Origin of the sequence: Photobacterium swingsii, from assembly GCF_024346715.1 — a bacterium.
GTDB classification, from domain to species: Bacteria; Pseudomonadota; Gammaproteobacteria; order Enterobacterales; family Vibrionaceae; genus Photobacterium; species Photobacterium swingsii.
Genome location: NZ_AP024853.1, coordinates 403,919 through 421,323, shown reverse-complemented (window position 1 = coordinate 421,323; position 17,405 = coordinate 403,919). Strand labels below are relative to the sequence as shown.

General features: G+C 41.0%; 18 protein-coding genes. 8 read left to right on the top strand and 10 right to left on the bottom strand.

All coding sequences use genetic code 11. The annotated features are described in order from the left end of the window. Positions 1 to 9: 9 nt before the first annotated feature. Together OCU77_RS19280 and OCU77_RS19275 are read left to right on the top strand one after the other, a co-directional pair. Positions 10 to 171: a hypothetical protein gene (locus tag OCU77_RS19280; RefSeq protein ID WP_162845616.1), complete on the top strand. Its 162-nt coding sequence runs from the start codon at positions 10 to 12 to the stop codon at positions 169 to 171. A gap of 776 nt (positions 172 to 947) precedes the next feature. Beyond that, positions 948 to 2,780 (top strand): Ig-like domain-containing protein, encoded by a 1,833-nt coding sequence (locus tag OCU77_RS19275; protein WP_048897922.1) that lies wholly within the window; start codon positions 948 to 950, stop codon positions 2,778 to 2,780. A gap of 74 nt (positions 2,781 to 2,854) precedes the next feature. Here the strand turns inward: OCU77_RS19275 and OCU77_RS19270 are convergent, their stop codons facing one another. From OCU77_RS19270 to OCU77_RS19255, 4 genes are all read right to left on the bottom strand, one after another. After that, positions 2,855 to 4,015 (bottom strand): chemotaxis protein, encoded by a 1,161-nt coding sequence (locus OCU77_RS19270; protein WP_048897967.1) that lies wholly within the window; start codon positions 4,013 to 4,015, stop codon positions 2,855 to 2,857. 283 nt (positions 4,016 to 4,298) lie between these two features. Then, entirely contained in the window at positions 4,299 to 4,580 is a 282-nt protein-coding gene (locus OCU77_RS19265; protein ID WP_048897921.1) for a hypothetical protein, read from the bottom strand. A 109-nt stretch (positions 4,581 to 4,689) separates the two neighbouring features. Then, positions 4,690 to 5,343, bottom strand: coding sequence for a MarC family protein (locus OCU77_RS19260; protein ID WP_048897920.1), 654 nt, complete (start codon positions 5,341 to 5,343; stop codon positions 4,690 to 4,692). 79 nt (positions 5,344 to 5,422) lie between these two features. Continuing rightward, positions 5,423 to 6,031 (bottom strand): LysE family translocator, encoded by a 609-nt coding sequence (locus OCU77_RS19255; RefSeq protein ID WP_107302632.1) that lies wholly within the window; start codon positions 6,029 to 6,031, stop codon positions 5,423 to 5,425. 107 nt (positions 6,032 to 6,138) lie between these two features. Between OCU77_RS19255 and OCU77_RS19250 the strand changes: the two genes are divergently transcribed. After that, positions 6,139 to 7,047: a LysR family transcriptional regulator gene (locus tag OCU77_RS19250; protein ID WP_048897919.1), complete on the top strand. Its 909-nt coding sequence runs from the start codon at positions 6,139 to 6,141 to the stop codon at positions 7,045 to 7,047. Positions 7,048 to 7,165: 118 nt separating this feature from the next. Next, positions 7,166 to 7,627 carry a GNAT family N-acetyltransferase gene (locus tag OCU77_RS19245; protein ID WP_107302633.1) on the top strand — a complete coding sequence of 154 codons (462 nt, stop codon included), beginning with the start codon at positions 7,166 to 7,168 and terminating at the stop codon, positions 7,625 to 7,627. 59 nt (positions 7,628 to 7,686) lie between these two features. Here the strand turns inward: OCU77_RS19245 and OCU77_RS19240 are convergent, their stop codons facing one another. Next, complete coding sequence (locus tag OCU77_RS19240) at positions 7,687 to 8,076, bottom strand: c-type cytochrome (RefSeq protein WP_048897917.1); 390 nt, start codon at positions 8,074 to 8,076, stop codon at positions 7,687 to 7,689. A 198-nt stretch (positions 8,077 to 8,274) separates the two neighbouring features. On the opposite strand from OCU77_RS19240, the gene OCU77_RS19235 reads away from it, so the two are divergent. Beyond that, positions 8,275 to 8,841, top strand: a complete 567-nt coding sequence (locus OCU77_RS19235; protein WP_048897916.1) for a hypothetical protein — start codon at positions 8,275 to 8,277, stop codon at positions 8,839 to 8,841. Positions 8,842 to 8,855: 14 nt separating this feature from the next. Further along, entirely contained in the window at positions 8,856 to 9,242 is a 387-nt protein-coding gene (gene gloA2, locus OCU77_RS19230; RefSeq protein WP_048897915.1) for an SMU1112c/YaeR family gloxylase I-like metalloprotein, read from the top strand. 74 nt (positions 9,243 to 9,316) lie between these two features. Here gloA2 and OCU77_RS19225 read toward each other — a convergent pair whose 3' ends face one another. Beyond that, positions 9,317 to 10,003, bottom strand: a complete 687-nt coding sequence (locus OCU77_RS19225) for a cytochrome b/b6 domain-containing protein (protein WP_048897914.1) — start codon at positions 10,001 to 10,003, stop codon at positions 9,317 to 9,319. A 367-nt stretch (positions 10,004 to 10,370) separates the two neighbouring features. Beyond that, positions 10,371 to 12,752, bottom strand: a complete 2,382-nt coding sequence (locus OCU77_RS19220; protein ID WP_048897913.1) for a fatty acid cis/trans isomerase — start codon at positions 12,750 to 12,752, stop codon at positions 10,371 to 10,373. Between the two features lie 207 nt (positions 12,753 to 12,959). Between OCU77_RS19220 and OCU77_RS19215 the strand changes: the two genes are divergently transcribed. Then, entirely contained in the window at positions 12,960 to 13,262 is a 303-nt protein-coding gene (locus OCU77_RS19215; protein ID WP_048897912.1) for a hypothetical protein, read from the top strand. Here the strand turns inward: OCU77_RS19215 and OCU77_RS19210 are convergent. Continuing rightward, positions 13,239 to 14,516 (bottom strand): winged helix-turn-helix domain-containing protein, encoded by a 1,278-nt coding sequence (locus tag OCU77_RS19210; protein WP_107302634.1) that lies wholly within the window; start codon positions 14,514 to 14,516, stop codon positions 13,239 to 13,241. The two genes, OCU77_RS19215 and OCU77_RS19210, sit on opposite strands and share 24 nt — an antisense overlap. A gap of 180 nt (positions 14,517 to 14,696) precedes the next feature. Continuing rightward, on the bottom strand, positions 14,697 to 15,149 hold the full coding sequence (locus tag OCU77_RS19205; protein WP_048897910.1) for a DUF3069 domain-containing protein: 453 nt from the start codon (positions 15,147 to 15,149) through the stop codon (positions 14,697 to 14,699). Positions 15,150 to 15,414: 265 nt separating this feature from the next. On the opposite strand from OCU77_RS19205, the gene OCU77_RS19200 reads away from it, so the two are divergent. Next, positions 15,415 to 16,362, top strand: coding sequence for a diguanylate cyclase domain-containing protein (locus OCU77_RS19200; RefSeq protein ID WP_048897909.1), 948 nt, complete (start codon positions 15,415 to 15,417; stop codon positions 16,360 to 16,362). Positions 16,363 to 16,557: 195 nt separating this feature from the next. Here the strand turns inward: OCU77_RS19200 and OCU77_RS19195 are convergent, their stop codons facing one another. Further along, complete coding sequence (locus OCU77_RS19195; protein ID WP_048897908.1) at positions 16,558 to 17,163, bottom strand: DUF2238 domain-containing protein; 606 nt, start codon at positions 17,161 to 17,163, stop codon at positions 16,558 to 16,560. Positions 17,164 to 17,405 lie beyond the last annotated feature (242 nt).

The window sequence follows — 17,405 nt, the reverse complement described above, 5'->3', positions numbered from 1 at the left end:
GAAACGAAAATGGCTAAGCTAGATCAAAAATTTTCTAAAGGCTCAAGGTCTAAGTCTAAATTTGATGGTGAAAATGAATTTATCGAGTTCAATTCACAATCTAAGAAGAAGAAGCGTCGTCCAGTACGATCGCGTTACGATAGCCCAGAGTATGGTGATTTAGATTTCTAACGCTTAAGATTGCTTAGTGCAAAACTAGGGACAGTATAAAAATAAAAAGGCATCCAATTGGGTGCCTTTTCTATAGGTGCTATTTGAGTATAAAGTAAGCGTTGTCATTTATGGTCATTATCCCTCCGTTTCAGTTATATCAAGCTGTTAATTCTTAGCATTAAAATCAACGCTATCTCTAATATTTAAATTCTTCATTTTTAATATCACATATTTAAAGTCATGTGTTTTTTATTGATTGCCTTCATTTATTCATCATTACGTGATTTTTAACGATTTCATATTATGTCAAATTCGTAATAATACTGTTTCCACTTATGCTTAAATAATACAGTTTAAGAAAAATACTCGTATTAAATTTAGTTAGAGTCGTAATGATCTAAATAAACTAGCTTTAGTCGACATAGCCAGATCCCGCATTTTGTTCATCTCGCCACTTTGGGTTAAGGTTGACTCTTTTTGTTAAGTGCATGATATTTAGTGCTTTATGCTCGCTCTGAGTGCGCTACTTTTTGTATAAAGCAAGTCTCAACCATGTATAACAAACGTTTTGATGTCAAAATAACGCTTCTAATGGTGCGCTGTAGACAGCAAAAACGCATAGAAAACAAGCACTGTTTGAGAGCTGTTATCATTTGCAAGTAAGTGCAAGATACTGTTTAATCTTTTTCTCTTCCATACAAAACATCTATTTACGTTGGCTTCGTTATAGCGAGTCTTAATAGGTGATCGGTATTTTAATAATTAGAGTTATACAGAAAATATAGGAGAATTTTGTGCGTAAACTACTTGTTTTATGTTCATTAATTATACTTGGTTGTAACAGTGGTACATCTACATCTACATCTACATCCACAGCAACCACAAATAATATCGTATCAGTAGAGGTTAGTTACGAGAATATATCGGGAACGTCGGCAGCAAATATACCAACTCAATCTTCATCACCTTTTAGTGCTACCGCCTATTTCGAAAACAAATCAAAACGTGACGTTACCAAAGAGGTTAATTGGCTAAGCTCTGATCCTGCGGTGGCAACGATAAATGATACAGGTGTAGCCAAAGGTATTAAGGAAGGAACCGCTACAATAATGGCCTTGTATAAAGGTTTAAAAAGTAATGCGATTGATCTTAGTATTTCAGAGGCAAGGCTTTGGCGTTTTAATATTGATTTTTCTTCAGACTTTTCAGGTGATCTACCGAAAGGTGTTTCATTCCCGCTAACGGCAATGGCGACATATAATGATATGAGTCAAAAAGAGGCCACCTCAGACGTTGTTTGGCATACAAGTGATCCAAACATTGTCAGTGTCGACGCAGATGGAGTCGTGAGAGGGATTAACTTAGGAAAAGCCATAATAACAGCAACCTTTAATGGGAAAGAAAGTAATACATTAAAAGTTACAGTTAGTGATGCCGTCTTTACGAAGATTCGAATCCAACCCAATGAGAGCATTTTGCATCCAATTCCCGTTGGCTTTACACAATCAATGGTGGTTGTGGGTACCTTGAGTGATGGGGTCGAATTGGAATTACGAGATGGTATTGTTTGGTCAGTTGAAGATGATGCTATTGCAACAATAACAAACCTCGGTGTTGTTAAGGCACATAATGAAGGTGAAACAACAATAGGCGCTCAGTATGGCAGTATTAAGAGTGCATCATTACCAATTGTAACGACGACAGTTTCACTCGGGGAAATCGTTCTTTCTGCACAGAGAGGAGTACATCATTTACCTAAAGGCAATAAATTACAGCTGCAGGCAATTGGTACTTTCAGTGACGGTTCTAAGATAGATATTACAAGTGATACTCTGTGGTCAAGCGATGATGAGAGCATTGCCATTGTGAGCAATAGTGGAGCGATCTTAGGTGTTAATATTGGCCAGGCTAGTATCACCGCAACATTTGCTAATATTCAGGCTGATTTTAATATTGATGTTAATCGCGCACTAACGAGCTTTGAGATTGTTACGCTGGGGAGTTCAACGTCTCATAGTTCAAAAACAGTTAACAGTGGCGATATCCTAGTAGAAGATCGGGACATTACTTTAGTCTATCGCGGGGATGACATTGAGGTCTTTGTGCAATCTGAAGCGCAGTATGTTCAGGCTTCAGATGCTGGACATGATTTCATTGTGAAAAGGGATCAAGAGAATAATATTGTTGGCTTTGCTGGTTATGTGAAGGTTTATAGAACAAGTAAAGAACACATGTATGATGATAGTTTTTATACAACGTTCTTCTCTGCCAATTCAACTCGAAGCCAAGCAGATCTAGGTTCAAATTATAGTGGGGAGCTTTTTTACTCGGCTTTACCTAAAGATGAAAAGCCATTAACAGTGAAGCTTGGCCGTGTAACACTAAGCTTAAACGAGGGAGATCCTGCATGTACAGTCTCTGGCCGAGATGTATATACATGTGTTGATGCTGAGGTTAATGGCCAAAGCTTTATGTCTAAACTCTATGATAAAAATAGAAGACGACAAGGCGATCTTTTTGTGAAATTTTACGGCGATAGCGGTGAGTTTGCCTCTGGCTATATTTATGAAGAAGCTTATCAGGGCAATGCCAAGAAAGTGGATGTGTTCATATTAACTAAGCAATAATAAGTTTAATGGCGAACCTTAATCGGTTCGCCTTTAATCGTTTTAGCGGGCTCTGTAGAAAGCTATCTCAGCAATTATGCTTGTTTGATTTTAACAGGGCGCTGATAACGTTTTCCCATCAAAAAGCCTAATCCAAACGGTGCGAAAAAGATCACCAACGAAAATAAGATCAGATAGACAAGAATGTCCGATAGCATAATTGTTAATTGCTCTATGGCACGTTGCACAACATTCTGTGCAATCACATCAAGATCTTTCGTTATATTAGCGCGCTCCACCGTCACCATCTCCCCAATCGCAATGCGCTCACGTTCAACCATCACTTCTAACGCTAAACGTTCTTGTGAAATCACACCCAGCTTGGTGTCTGCTTTCTTATCAAAATCGTCCAGTAATGGCTGTAGCACTTTCCCCATTTCAGCTGCTAACACTTTCATGTATTCGGGATTGTTGACCACAAAATCTTGAAACTTTAGCGATGACTGATTGATATTTTCTAACGTTCGACTTAGTTGCTCGCTATCGATTTGGCTATTACGTGCGAGTAGTTCCGCTTTCCACGTTAATAGTTTAGGGCTTAAGCTCGATAGGTTACTTAAGCGATCAGATAAATCACCAAGTGCCTCAGGCATAGTACCTATGGTAGTGATAGCCTCACTTTCATCAATTTTGTTATAGCTTAGCCAGTCATTAAATGCAGGTGTGCGAGCAAAGGAGTTGCTATCAAAAGGATGATTGGTAACGAAGTTATTCACAAAAGTGCGTGATTGCTTAAATTGTTGAGGCTTCAGCACGCGTTTGGCGAGTTTCTCTATTTCAATCGCGAGCTGGTGGCTGGTATTAACAGCAATGGTTTGCTCGGTGCCAAATAATGTGTTTCCGTCACCAGAGGTGAAATACATTTCCATTTGGCGGGTGAATACCCAGCTATCAATAAGGCCTGCGAACGGTGAAATTTGATAAGCAGATTGTTGTAACCCTTCATGCGCATATATTTTCCAAAGAATGGCAAAGGTATAAACATCATCATTATCGGTATTTTTAGTTGCGATATCATCAGCGGTTTCTTCTACATGTTTAAAGAAAACAGCGCTATATTCGCGTGTGAGTAGGCGGATATTGAGCTCTTGCGTTGTAAGAGGCGTTGACTGAGAGTCTAATTTTACTTCGAGCAATGAACACCCAGAAAGTAAAAGTATAAGTGCGATAAACGATAGAAAACGAGTTATGTTCATGGCGGTGATGGTTGCTAATTGTGCTGTCAAAAAGGAAGGTTAGTCTAAAAACTAAGGCGTATAAAGTCTAATAGATTCGTCGTAGAATGAATTAAAAATTAGCTGACTTTCGTTGAGCGTCTTTACTCGGTGGGGGGCGTATAACGAAGAACCAGAGAAGGCGTTTTAAAACAGCTTTCTTTTAGGTGTTAGCTTGGATCGTGAAATGAGCGAGGACAAGGTTGGCAGCGATGCTTGAATAAACACAGCCAATCAACGATAGATTCGTTAATTGGCTGAGCGATTAGGCTGGAATTCGATTATTGCGCACTAGCGCGCGACGAATGTTCTTACACATTTTACCAAATTGGTAAATTTCATCGAATGTTGGTGATACACCACGGCTTAATTGGTGCTCCCAGTAGGTCAGATCGGTATCGACCAGTTCCATGAGTTTTTTGGGGCATCCCATGCAGCTGTTATCTGGGCCACAAACAAAAGTGTCTTCTTGGTATATTGGGAACTCTTGCTTAACAGCATCAATGATTTGCTGCATCGCCGTCATTCTGTCTGGTTTTTTACTCATAACAAAAGTCCGAAGGCAATTGAGATGAGCATTATAAGTTCACTCTGGAATAAAGCTACTCCGAAAAAGAGGTAGCTTAAAATGTATTACTGTTGCTCGTGGCGAATACTCAATGCTGGAATAACAATACGTACGCGTCATGTACGCCTTGGATTAGCATTTGCATGCCAATGACCGTTAAGATTAAACCCATAAGTCGTGTCGTTATGCTAATGCCACTTTCGCCAATTTTATCGATTAACTTAGGTCCGTATAAGAAGCAAATGAAAGTGATTAAGCAAAGAGAGGCAAAAGCGGTGATCGTAATAATGATGTGTAACATTTCACCCGATGCCGAGTAGTTCATCGCAGTTGCAATAGTGCCTGGACCTGCAAGGATAGGTAAAGCTAGCGGTGAGATGGCAATGTCTTTACCGTCGTTAGCTTCATCCTCTGTATCTGTCGCGTCTGATGGAGAATGCGTATGCAGCTTAGATGGGCTACCTTGTAGCATGTGGTAGCCCACTAAAAATACCAATATTCCACCAGATAACCGAAGTGCAGGGAGTGTTATTCCAAACAGTTCAAAAATCCCTTTACCTAAAAAGCTAAACGCGGCAATGATAAAAAAAGCAGTCGCTAAGGCTTTAACGGCCGTTTTTTGTCGTTGAGAAGCTGTTTGATTACCAGTCATACCAACAAATACAGCAGTATTGGCAATTGGATTCATCATGGCGAAGAAACCCATAAAAACAGTGACAGCCATTGTTGTAATTTCGTGCATGATAACACCACTTAATGTGTCATTTATCTTGTAGTATCACTACCTTAGCACTGCTATCAAACTATTGCTGCATTAGTTATTATTTCGCTGCTAGCATGACCCCGAAACTTACAAGCCCAACGCCACAAGCTTGATTTAATTTCTTTTTCATCTTTAGAAGCTGCTTTTGAAAAACAGGCGAGGTAAAAACAACCGCGACTATGCTGAACCATAAACCGTGTAGTGCGATCATATAGATGCCGTACATGAGTGCCATGTGTGAACTGCCTGTATCTAAGGCGATCACTTGGCTAAAGATGCTCAAGAAGAAAAGCATTGTTTTGGGGTTTAGCACATTACACAAAAAGCCTTGGATGAAATGCTGCCTGTTACTTTGGTTTTTATGACTCTCGGTGAGAGAACCAACATCGGCTTTTGCCGTGATAATACTCTTCACACCAATGTAAATTAAATACGCGGCACCACAATAGCGGACAAGGTTAAAAAGTACTTCATTTTGTGAGATTAAGTAACTTATTCCCAGCATCGAGTACCCGATATGAACACAAATAGCAGCGCTAACACCTGCCGCTGTCCAGATGCCAGCTTGTCTTCCTTGATTAAGGCTGTTCTTCAGTACTAAGACGAAGTCAGCACCTGGACTTATCACTATCAGTATCCCTAGTGCCGCTAGACTTAGAAACTCCATATTAACTCCAAATAATCGTTATTGATGAGATAGAGCTACATTGTAAGTCGCTTTGCTGCTCTCTATAATCGAAACTATATCGTTCGATGTGTGAGATAAATTCACAGATGAGACATTTGAAATCTTTTCATGTTTTCCATGTGGCAGCGACATCTGCCACCTTCAGTGAGGCTGCGTCAAAGCTCAACATAACGCACGGTGCTGTGAGTAAGCAGATAAAAGTACTAGAGGCCTATTTAGCTCACCCCTTGTTTGTTAAGCAGGGCAGGAATGTGATGTTAACGAAAGAAGGAATACTTCTGAAAGGTTATACAGAGCAGGCATTTCAAGCGTTAGAAACAGGCGTTGCACAGTTGTCTCAACTAAAGAATCAACACTTAGAGGTGTCGTGTGAGCCGACATTGACCATGCGCTGGCTAATGCCGCGTTTGTCCGACTTTCATCACCAAACAGGCACTGATGTTCGGTTATCCACCGCCGGTGGCCCCGTGAATTTAGGCGTTTCGGGGTTATCTATGGCTATTCGACGTGATGATTTTGAGCTTGAACATGACTATAGGAAAACCCATTTGGTTGATGAGTGGGTTGGCCCCGTCTTTTCTCCCGAGTATTGGGAGAAAGTTAAAAATGATTTAAGTAGCATAAAAAAGCTGAGTAGCTTAACGCGCCCACATGCATGGAATGAATGGATGGCAAATTATGGTGGTGTGCTCGATTTTGGTCAAACTCATCAAGACTACGCACACTTTTATTTTTGCTTTCAAGCTGCTGTTGATGGTCTAGGTGCGGCAATCGGCTCGTACCCGCTTGTTGTCGATGATCTAAAAAGAGGTAATTTGATCGCACCATTTGGTTTTATGCTATCGGGGCATCGCTATATTTTGTTGAGTGAAGATAAAACGATGAGTGAGCATAGCGTAAAAGATGAAAGTGAAGCGCAGTTTACTCAATGGTTGAAAGATAACTTATCTTGCTGTGAGCCAAGGTTACAAGAACAAACCGGCTTATACTACTGACCATCACTTTGGGTTATCTTCTTTGATGTGTATGGCGCATATTTAACGAAAGATCGTTTTCACTCTGTTAATAATGTGCAAAATAGCGAGTCTTATTGAATAGAGATGGTAGTGAATAGTGGTTGCTAAACTTGAGCTTGCAAATGTGGCAGATGCTTTAGTGCTTAAAGCACTTTGTATGGAGGCATTCACGCCCGATTTTGAACAGTATGGTGGCTTTCCACCAGGTGTTGAGGACATTGATTGGCATTTAGCCCAGATCACAACAGGGCACTACTACAAAATTTATTACAACGATGAACTTGCGGGTGGGATATTAACGGTTCCAACAACGGATGTCGAAACCGAGATAAAGTTATTCTATATCACTGGGGATTTTCAAGATAAGCAACTTGGCTCAAAGGTCATTGCGTTAATTGAACAGTGTTACCCAATGACAAAACAATGGTCATTGGTTACGCCCTATAAGTCTTATCGTAACCACCATTTTTATGAGAAGCAGGGCTATGTGAAGGTGGGTGAGTTGCAACCTGAACCCAATGATGAATTCAGATTGTTTCAATATGAAAAGTGCTGCTAGTTGATTGCAACATTGATGATTAACTTTTCATTGGAGTCAGCTTTTGTCGCTGAAAACGTCTACAGGTTTACGCTTTCTATGTAGCCAAAGATATCGTTCACATCTTTTTCTGTAAGTGTGGTTTGAAATGCTGGCATCAAACCGCCTTGACCATTATCACCATCAAGTACTGAACTGATTAGTTCTTGTTTCAGGCCAAATGGGTTTTTAAGTTCATCATAGATATTGTCTGGACTAATTGTCAGTGTTCCTGACGCAATTCCATCACCGAGCCCTTTGTTACCATGGCAAACCGCGCAATTCGCTATAAATTTCGATTTACCATTCGTTAAGTTGTACTCCCCATATTGGTTATCGGTCCAAGCTTTAAACCCGAAGAAACCAATGCTACTGAAAGCAAGTAGACACAATGCGATCATTGAGACAGTGAATAAAGAGAATCTTTTCATATTACATTCCTTCGAATAGCAAAACAGATAAGGCTAACACCTTATATGGTATGCCATGTCGAAAAAATGTCAAAAGGCTTTATTCGTATCGATTTTTCATCTTGCAATATTTCGAACGATGTTCATAATCTTGTTTGAACGGCGATATACCATTCTAAATACGGTGAGCGTCTGGTGAATAGCGATAGGAAGTAAGTGATGAAGAAGTGGTTAAACGCATTATTAATGGCTAGCTCACTAACAGGCTGTGTGGTCTACCCAACTGAACGTGTTTATCTGCAGCCTATTATTCACACAGCGACCAGTAACACAGCTGCGAGTGAATTAGTTGCGAGTCAAAGTTGCGGCTATCATGCCGCTAAATACGATGGCTTGAAGCAAACCCTGAGTGACTCAACAATGACTGTTTTTCCGTCGTATGTTGAAGACGAGCCTTTATCATTTACTCTGGTAGCGCGATCGTCAGTTGCTGATTCAGCAGATGCGCTCCAGATGAAAGAGAATATTCGAGTTGTTATTAATGATGATAAATCATCTGTCTATCCATTTGCTGTTGTACAGATTTTTGAAAGAAGGCAAGGGGAAGTTATTTCTCGCTGGTATAAAGCGGAGATCGAGGTGCCAGCTAAGAACGTTAGATCATTAGGTATCTATGTCAAACCGTTTATGAAGATGGATACATCAGGTGCTGAGCCGGCTGAGATTGAGTTTAATTTTGAAAAGGCGGCTGTTTCTGATATTTATTATGGCTCGATTAATTGTTAAGTAAGGCTTAAGAGATGCAGCTAAGCGGCATTCACCACGTTGCGATTATTGTCTCTGACTACGAGAAATCAAAGCATTTCTACACATCAATACTCGGGTTGCATGTTGTTGCTGAAAATTACCGGCACGCAAGGGATTCATACAAACTGGATTTACAATTACCCGATGGCAGCCAGTTGGAAGTCTTTTCTTTTCCTGATGCGCCACAACGACCAAGCTACCCAGAAGCGCAAGGTCTACGTCATTTAGCCTTCACTGTTGCATCAGTAGATGATTATACAGCATACCTAGTTTCTAGAGGCGTCAGTGTTGAGCCGATCAGAGTGGATGAATTTACTGGTCGTCGATTTACTTTTTTTGCCGATCCTGATGGCTTACCGCTTGAGTTATACCAAGCCTGAATTTGTTAAGATAAAACAAGAGCAGCATCTAGACTGCCCTTGTTGATGAATGGATCTATGGTATTTGTTTGGGGCTAGAAAAGGTAAATGATAATGTCCTTGGCCCACAAGAAGTAAATAGCTGTGGCAACTGCCACAAAAACACCCCAACCAATTGCACCATTGCGCATTTTAGGCGCAGCCTGATCTGCGAGTTCCTTTTTTCCATGCAGCATAGGGCCAATAAGGTCGATGCTTTTTAAGCGATACAGCAAAATAGCGGCAAGGTGTAAACCAATTGCACCAAGTAGGAAGTCAAAATTTAGGGCATGAAGCTCAGTTAGCCGACTACTCAAATCACCGCTGACATACATAGCAAGTGGTCCTTCTGATACGATATCATCATTCGCAAATAAGCCTGTAGTGAGCTGTGCGGCAATGAGTACAAAGAAACCCAAGACCATGTAGCTCCCTGCTGGGTTATGGCCGATATCGCTTTTATGTGGGTGAGCCGTGTGGGCAGGTTTTGGCTGATGAAGCTCACCGAGGTGTTGAATGACTGCTCTCGGAGAATGGAACAGGCTTGCTAATTTAGCAGTCTCGCTGCCAAATAAGCCCCAAATCAAACGTGTAATAAGTAAGGCTAATAGTCCGTAGGCAATAGAAAAGTGCCAATCCATTAAACCTTCAGTCCCTGTATACCAAAGCCCAGCGATACAGATGGCTTGCAGCCAATGATAGCCGCGAATGAAGCCATCCCAAATTGTGGTTTTTGTGCTCATGGTTACGCCTATTTAACGAGTTGTTAATATATGCGTATTGTGTCATTGGTTATTTATGAATTCCATGCTTATGCGTCATATTTTCAATTGTTTACAATTCACTTAACTTTATACCAATCTAACTAAGTAACTGATCGTTCTTACTGGTTAAAATCAATGATAACTGCGTTATAGGTTTTGTTGATAGAACAACTGGCTATCTGCAATCTACGCCTTGTTTTCAGTGCTTTTTCCTGCGCAATCACCTGAACATTTACTTACCCAGATTGGTATTACCTATCAACCAGGCTGAAAATACCCAATATAAGAAAGGCCAGCATTATGCTGACCTTTATCGTTACTGAGCGGTATCGACCTAGGATGCTATTTAGCGGTTTTCAATTCGGTTGTAATCCAATAAGCCTGACTCAATGGGGTAATTACTTTGGTAAGTTTGATTCAAACGATCACTGAAAGGCCAGAATTCAGGGCTGGTACGGCGAACACCAAATTCATCGAGTAGTGCTCGATAACTTTCTTCTGACTTAACTGCTAATACTTTCTCGGTTAACGCTGGAAGTTCGGCTTCTTTTACGTACCAGAATGCACCAGGATAACTACCTAATATGCCTCTAACTAAGGTGACGTTGTCACGACTAAATAGTCGATTAGATTCTTCATCAAATAGGCTAGAGATATTTTTATGGGCACTGTTACGTACTAAGGTAAATAGCTGTGGGGCGGTATTGGTATCGTTAGGCTCAACCATGATATAGCTCAACTCAGGGAAAAGACTGACGTGTTCACCTTGGAGTCGACCAATGGTTGTTAACGCTGCGATCCCTTGATTGCTCAACGCTGCTGTTGATAGATCATAGCGGGTAGGTTGAACTTGAGCTAAGTGCGCTTTCAGTTTATCCAATAGCTCTTTTTTTGGTGTATCTGTTAAATATTTAATACCTGATGGCTGTTCAAACTCGTTGATATCACCCTGAATGAAGTGCTTTAGATCTGTACTCGCGCCCTGATACCAATCTGCGAGTTCTTGATGACGTACTTCTTCTGGTAATAACGATAAGAAGTTTGATTCGCCTTCCATACGCAAAAAGTCCATATACATGCGTGTGACAAGCTGGTGGCCGAAGTTACCATATACATCGAACCCAGCAACAAGTAAGTAATGTATGCGTTCAAGTAGTGAGTAATCTAATACCCAAGCAGTTTTTGGCTGCTCACCAACTAAGCCTTTAGTAACAGTTGCGCTATCAAAATGGCGGAAGACGGTCAGCGATGCATTTGGATTTATACCAGCACCGTCCCAAATAACCTGTGGGGTAAGGTGTTCACCATTTTTAAAGGTTGCTTCCATGAAATCATTTTTAGCGCGAAGGAAATCCCCTTGCTGCTTTGCATACCTCAACCAACTGGTAATTGGCAGAGTATTACTTTCTTTCTCGGCAGGCATACGAAGGTTATGTGCTTGACGCTCATAAAAAGCATTCACGCTAGGAAGATTTGCCATATCTGGGTCAACAAAAAACACCCAGAAGCGATCATTAATAACATTAAGCGCAAGCTGCCCACGGCATACAGGGCCTTTAATAAAGCCCATAATGGTATTTTGAGCGTTATCTAGCATGAATTTGTAGCGAGCTTCGACAGGAAGCTGGGTAAAACTCACCATAGGGTTGGCAGAAGAGACAGGATCGTAACTTGGTAACTCTGTGACCGTGTAATTCGGTGTTAGGAAGAGTTCTTCTAAACGTGCCATTTTGGCGTCACTCAAGGCATATGGCATGTGAGTTTTATCAACGATAGTTTCACGAACTTGAACGAAACGGTAGTAGACACGATCAACATTAGGGGCATCAAATGGGCGGCGAGTCGCAATAAGGTCAACAGGTTTACCAGGCGCGGTGCGTGAGCGAACTAAGTTGAAAAATACAGGTTGCTCTTCGTCATCGAAATACAGGTGTGCAACGAATAGATGCTCGAAAATGTAACGACTGGTTAGCTGCTGTTTGAGAGAGTCACCGTTGAGGAAGGCTTCCCAATCTTTGACTTTTTCAAGTGTTGATTGCGGCGCTGGCGGTACGCTTGCCATTGGTGCTCCAGCCTCTAGCCAAGACATTAAGGTGTTATTCTCATTATCAGCCAACTGCGGCAGGCCATAAGGCATACCCCATTCAGGATAATCTTGCTCGTATTTGGCCATTTCTTCGATGGTTGGGCACTGCTGATCGCGATCTAGCGAAAAGTCCCATTCATCATGATCCAGCACTTTTTGATTTGGCAAAGGGTGGGCTTGTTTTAGCTGTAACATACGTGCCATAACACCAGCTTGTGTGTTGGCTTCCGCAGACTGATCACGTTCGTTTAGGACAGGGTTAAAGCCAAGCTCTCGCCATTGTTCGGTCGATTGCGCATCAATGAACATACGGGTGAGGTTGGAGGCTAATAAGCGTGTCCCTTCATAGACTTTCTCTTTGTGGGCACCGCGATCGATACCTTCAGCCGATGACATTTTCAGCTGACACGGTGCGTCATAGCAGGCATGGCAAACAACGCAGCGGTTTTCAATGATAGGTTTAACTTCGGTGAGGTAGTGTTCTGCAACTTTAGAATACGAAGGCGCAATACGATCGCGAGGTATGGATTCACCGTAGAGTTGATCGTAATTTAGGCCGGCATATACCGCACACCCAGAGAAGAGAACTGTTGTAAGAAAAACAATGAAGCGTTTTCTATTTTTCACTGTTGGGAAAATCATGGAACCACGTGCCTGCTTTGTTGGATTATAAAGATTTAAAATATTTTTTTATTAAGTGATTATAACATGAGATGCGCAGATCACATCTTGACGAAAAGGTAGTAATAACCATAGCTTAACTTTGTATTCTTCGTTGCTCACGGTGCGCGCTAAGCATAGAGTAGAAGCAATATTGACTATCGTCAGCATAACCATAGGGGAGTAGGCATGTTTGGTTTGAAAACAAAAGGCAGAGACGGTGTTTCCTCTGGGGTGTTTCTTATCGGATTCGGTTTGTTGTATCTCACACAGTGGTGGTGGCCTGGTTTGATGATACTGCTAGGAGTGACAGGCATCGTCGATATTGTGATGAGCGGACATTGGAAAGATGCGCTAAAAACGGCCGCTGTTTTTCTTATTGCTGCCGCAATGCTTTGGGGCTTGGTTTGGACAGGAATCATGTGGAGTATTTTGATTCCAGGTACATTGATTGCGGTTGGGATCTTTTTAGTCTATCGCGGTTTTAAATAAGACATCTTGTTCATTGGTAGCGTGTACCCAGTATAAACCTGATTTCTCACAAAAAATTAGGCTTAGATGATTATGGTGGTAAAGCAAGTGGTTGAATGCAACTTGGCGTCCATCGTAGATCACTTGCTCGTGCTTTTCATTTTCTAGGGCAAGTGAAGACTGGTTAAGGCTATTCGTTTTGTTTGGTTGATAGGCCCAGTGGAACATTTCTGGGGTGATTTTAATGTAAGCCATCACATTTGGTATGTCATCAGTTGGTATTGCTTGGTAGTTTGCAGCTTTAATAGAAAGCACGTGATGTAGCTTACTATTCTTATTGGCAATATAAGAGATAGATGAGTATTTAAAAGCATTATTTGGTTCGTTAGAAATGAAATAATGGATCACTTTTGATTGAATTTTTGAATCATCAATATAATTCAAAAACACTTTTGCCGCGGGTTGACGTGCAAAGTCTGTCTGAATTTTGGCCGTGTCTTTTAACTCGCCTTCGTTACTCAGAATGTAATTTTCAAAGGTCGGCCAGTCTTTCAATCGCATGCTATAGGACAGGTCCGTGCCTTTTATGCATGTGCTGTCATCATCAAGTTCACACCAAGCGATTGAATAAATGTCTTCATTTTTATAAATGTAAAGCCGGTGATTTTCAAGAATACGTGGGCTATGTAGAGCATTATAAGACTGATAAAGCGCATTCATTTTACTGGTGAGATCATCCAGTACATCGTCATCTTTACCAACAACAAGTATTTCGTTTGTGTCTAATGAAATCTGACGGGAATGGAAGTCTTGCAGGTTCAGTGTTGGGCTTGATTCATATTTGAATAATACAATGATGATAACAAACACACAGATGACTGCGAGAAATGAATAACTGATACGCTTAGTACGGCTTGATTTATTTGTCTTTTTATCGTGAGGTAACTCACCTAGCGCGAGAACTTCAAAATGGCAGATTTGATAACCAAGACGTGGCACCGTCTCTATAATTTCGCCCTTTTTGGATTCCTGTAGTTTTATTCGCAATGAACGTATTACTTGGAACAGCGATGCTTCTGTAACTTCACGTTCAGGCCAGCCAGCTTTAATTAGAGCTTGTTTCGTTGAGGGGCGATGGCTGTGCGCTAGCAGATAATTAAGAATACAGCGCTCAGATTGGTTTAATTCTTGCGTTGCATTATCAGATTTAATAATACCTAGGCTTGGAATAAAGCAAACACCAGTGGGAAATTTGATTTGTTCGGCCTGAGACATATTTCTATTATCGCTATGGTTAACTATAGGGCGAGATACACTGAAATTAACAAGAATATTGCTGTCAGGTATTTATGGTGTGAACAGGTATTAATTAGCTATGTTCATCATTGTTTTAACTAATTAGAAATTACAGGATAGCAACGATAAAGGGAAGTTTCCTTCCCTTTAATTACAGGATTATTTTTTGAAAATTTCCTGGAATTCACGCTTCATTGGTGGATTACGACGAGCTTGCTTAAGCTGCTTAGTCAAATCCTTCACGCAGTTAGTTAGTACTTTGTCTAATAGTACTGCTTTGTAATCTTCTTGCTCTTCAGCGCTCATATCTTCAGGTAGTTTTGTATCTTGGAATTCACCAAGGAAATCAACACCAGAGTATGTTTGGCTTAATGCAACAAGTGCGTGGAATTGTTCGAAGTTATCAAGAACATTTTGTGCACTACCTGGAAGTGTATTCCACGCTTCACGAGAAGATGACTCAGAAACGTTATAAACACTTACAAGCATTTCAATTAGCTCTTCAGGAACTTCTTCAAACGCCGCTACTTGACGAAGTTCTGGTGAACAGTCATCCAATGATAGTTTTGTTTCTTCAACGATTTGCTCGTCTTTTTTCTCGATCTCAGACATAGAGAGTTCCTACAGCTTAGTATGAATAAGGAGGGGAATCCTAATGCCCCTCCGATAAAAGTCAATAAGATGTTTATTTTATTGAGCATTCACGGCTTATCATGGCTAAAGCGGTGAAGAGTCGCACTTATCTGAGCTCAAAATTGTAATCTAGGTCACGCTGATGTGTACAAAATGACCTATGTGACGACATCGCCTAGGAAGGCTAGATATATGTGCTATAAATAACAATATACAAATCTATTTATATCAATAGGATGCTTTCATGGAAGCAATGCGTGTCTTATTAGTTGATGATGTTCATTTAGAGCGTATGCAACTTGCTATGCGATTACAGCGTCTTGGTCATGTTGTCGAAGCTGTGGGATCTGGCCATGAAGCCATAGAAAAGTACCCATTGTTTGATCCTGACTTGGTGTTACTCGATATCAGTATGCCCGATATGAGTGGTGTTGATGTGGCGAAGCAGCTTCGCCTGCAGCATGAAGAATGGGTACCCATCATCTTTTTAAGTGGCCACGATGAGCCAGAAATGATTGCTAAAGCTATTGATATGGGCGGCGACGATTATTTGGTAAAACCCGTCAATAAAATTGTCTTGGCCTCAAAACTTAAAGCAATGCAACGTATTGCGCACATGAGACACAAACTCAAAGAAGCTTCAGTACAATTAGAGCAAGCGAATGAGCGCCTTTCACAGCAAGTGAATGAAGATGGCTTAACTAAATTAGCGAACAGGCGACATTTAGATCAAAAATTGGCTGAGCTCATTTCAATGCATGGTCGGAACAACTTTTCGCTGACGATCATCATGATCGATGTCGATCACTTCAAGCCCTTTAATGATTACTACGGTCACTTGGAAGGTGACAGGTGCTTGCAGCTGGTTGCTGGTGAACTCAAATCTACTTTTAGTCGAGCTGGTGAGTTGGCTGCTCGTTATGGTGGTGAGGAGTTTGTGGTCTTGATCAGTAACTGTGATAAAACGCAAGCAGTAAGAGAGTGTGAACGTTTGAAGCAATGTATCAAGAAACTCGAAATACCCCATTCAAAATCGACTACCTCTAACATTATCACAGTAAGTCAAGGCATGGTTTCTTGGGTACCAACAGGCTTGGAAACACCAGAAAACATGTATCAGATCGTAGATAAGGTGCTCTACAAAGCGAAGGAACAAGGGCGTAATCGCTTTGTTGCTGCAGAATTTACATAATAGAAAAAGCCAAAATAGAAATATAATGAGGGAGGCATGAAGCCTCCTTTTTTATTATGCGTTAGCTACGATTTGGTGTGTTCGGGTAAACATAAAGAGAGGTTCAATTAACGTCTCTTTATGTTTGAAAGTAATTGCTAGTATTTATTTAAGGAAGGGAGCTTTAAAGAAGCGATTTGTTTGCTGCTTTATGCATCAGTTTTTATTGGTATCAAATGGTTTGATCATGAAAAAAAGACCGAGAGCAAAAACTGCGCCTAGCGTATCGGCAAGCATATCTTTTTGCGCATCCCAGATATCGCCCTGTGACCCTAAGAACTCAATTCCAGCTTCGCCACCAGCGATAATGGCGTACCACCATTCAATAATTTCATAACCTGCCGCGACAGCCATAATCGCAAATAGAGCGAAAAAGGCCGCGAGATTGGGTTTGCATTCCCCACGTCTTACTAGCCATTCTGCGATGGGAAAGGCGTAAAAACCAACAGTGAAATGTGCTACACGATCAAACATATTACGTTCAGTGCCAAGAAGGCTGTTAAACCAATCGAAGGGGACATTCGCAAACGTATAATGCGCTCCGACAGTATGGCCGATGAGCCAGCAAAACATCAGTATGTAGGCGGTGTGACTAAACTGAAACTTAGGATAAGTGAACATTAGAAACAAAAAAATGATGATCACTGGGATAACTTCCGCCACCCAAACTTCACGAAAAACGGGGTTAATACCTAAGGCTATAAACACAATGCTAAAGATTAAGGCTAAATAATGGGGAAGGGCTGGTGGTAAAAACTTCATTATATGGTTCCCTATACCTGTAAGACATTGCTAACTATGGCAAAAATGTGCTTCAGAAGGAATAGCCTATTTCTCATTGTTTGGGATTACTCAATTGACGTTAACACTGGTGACAATCGGGATTTAACTGACTTTTCTATACTTTACACTAGATTATCGGCTAAGAATTTGTGTTATAATCCGTTGCTAACATTTTTCACTCCAGTGTGACCAAAGTCACTATGGGTGAGTAATTAAACAAA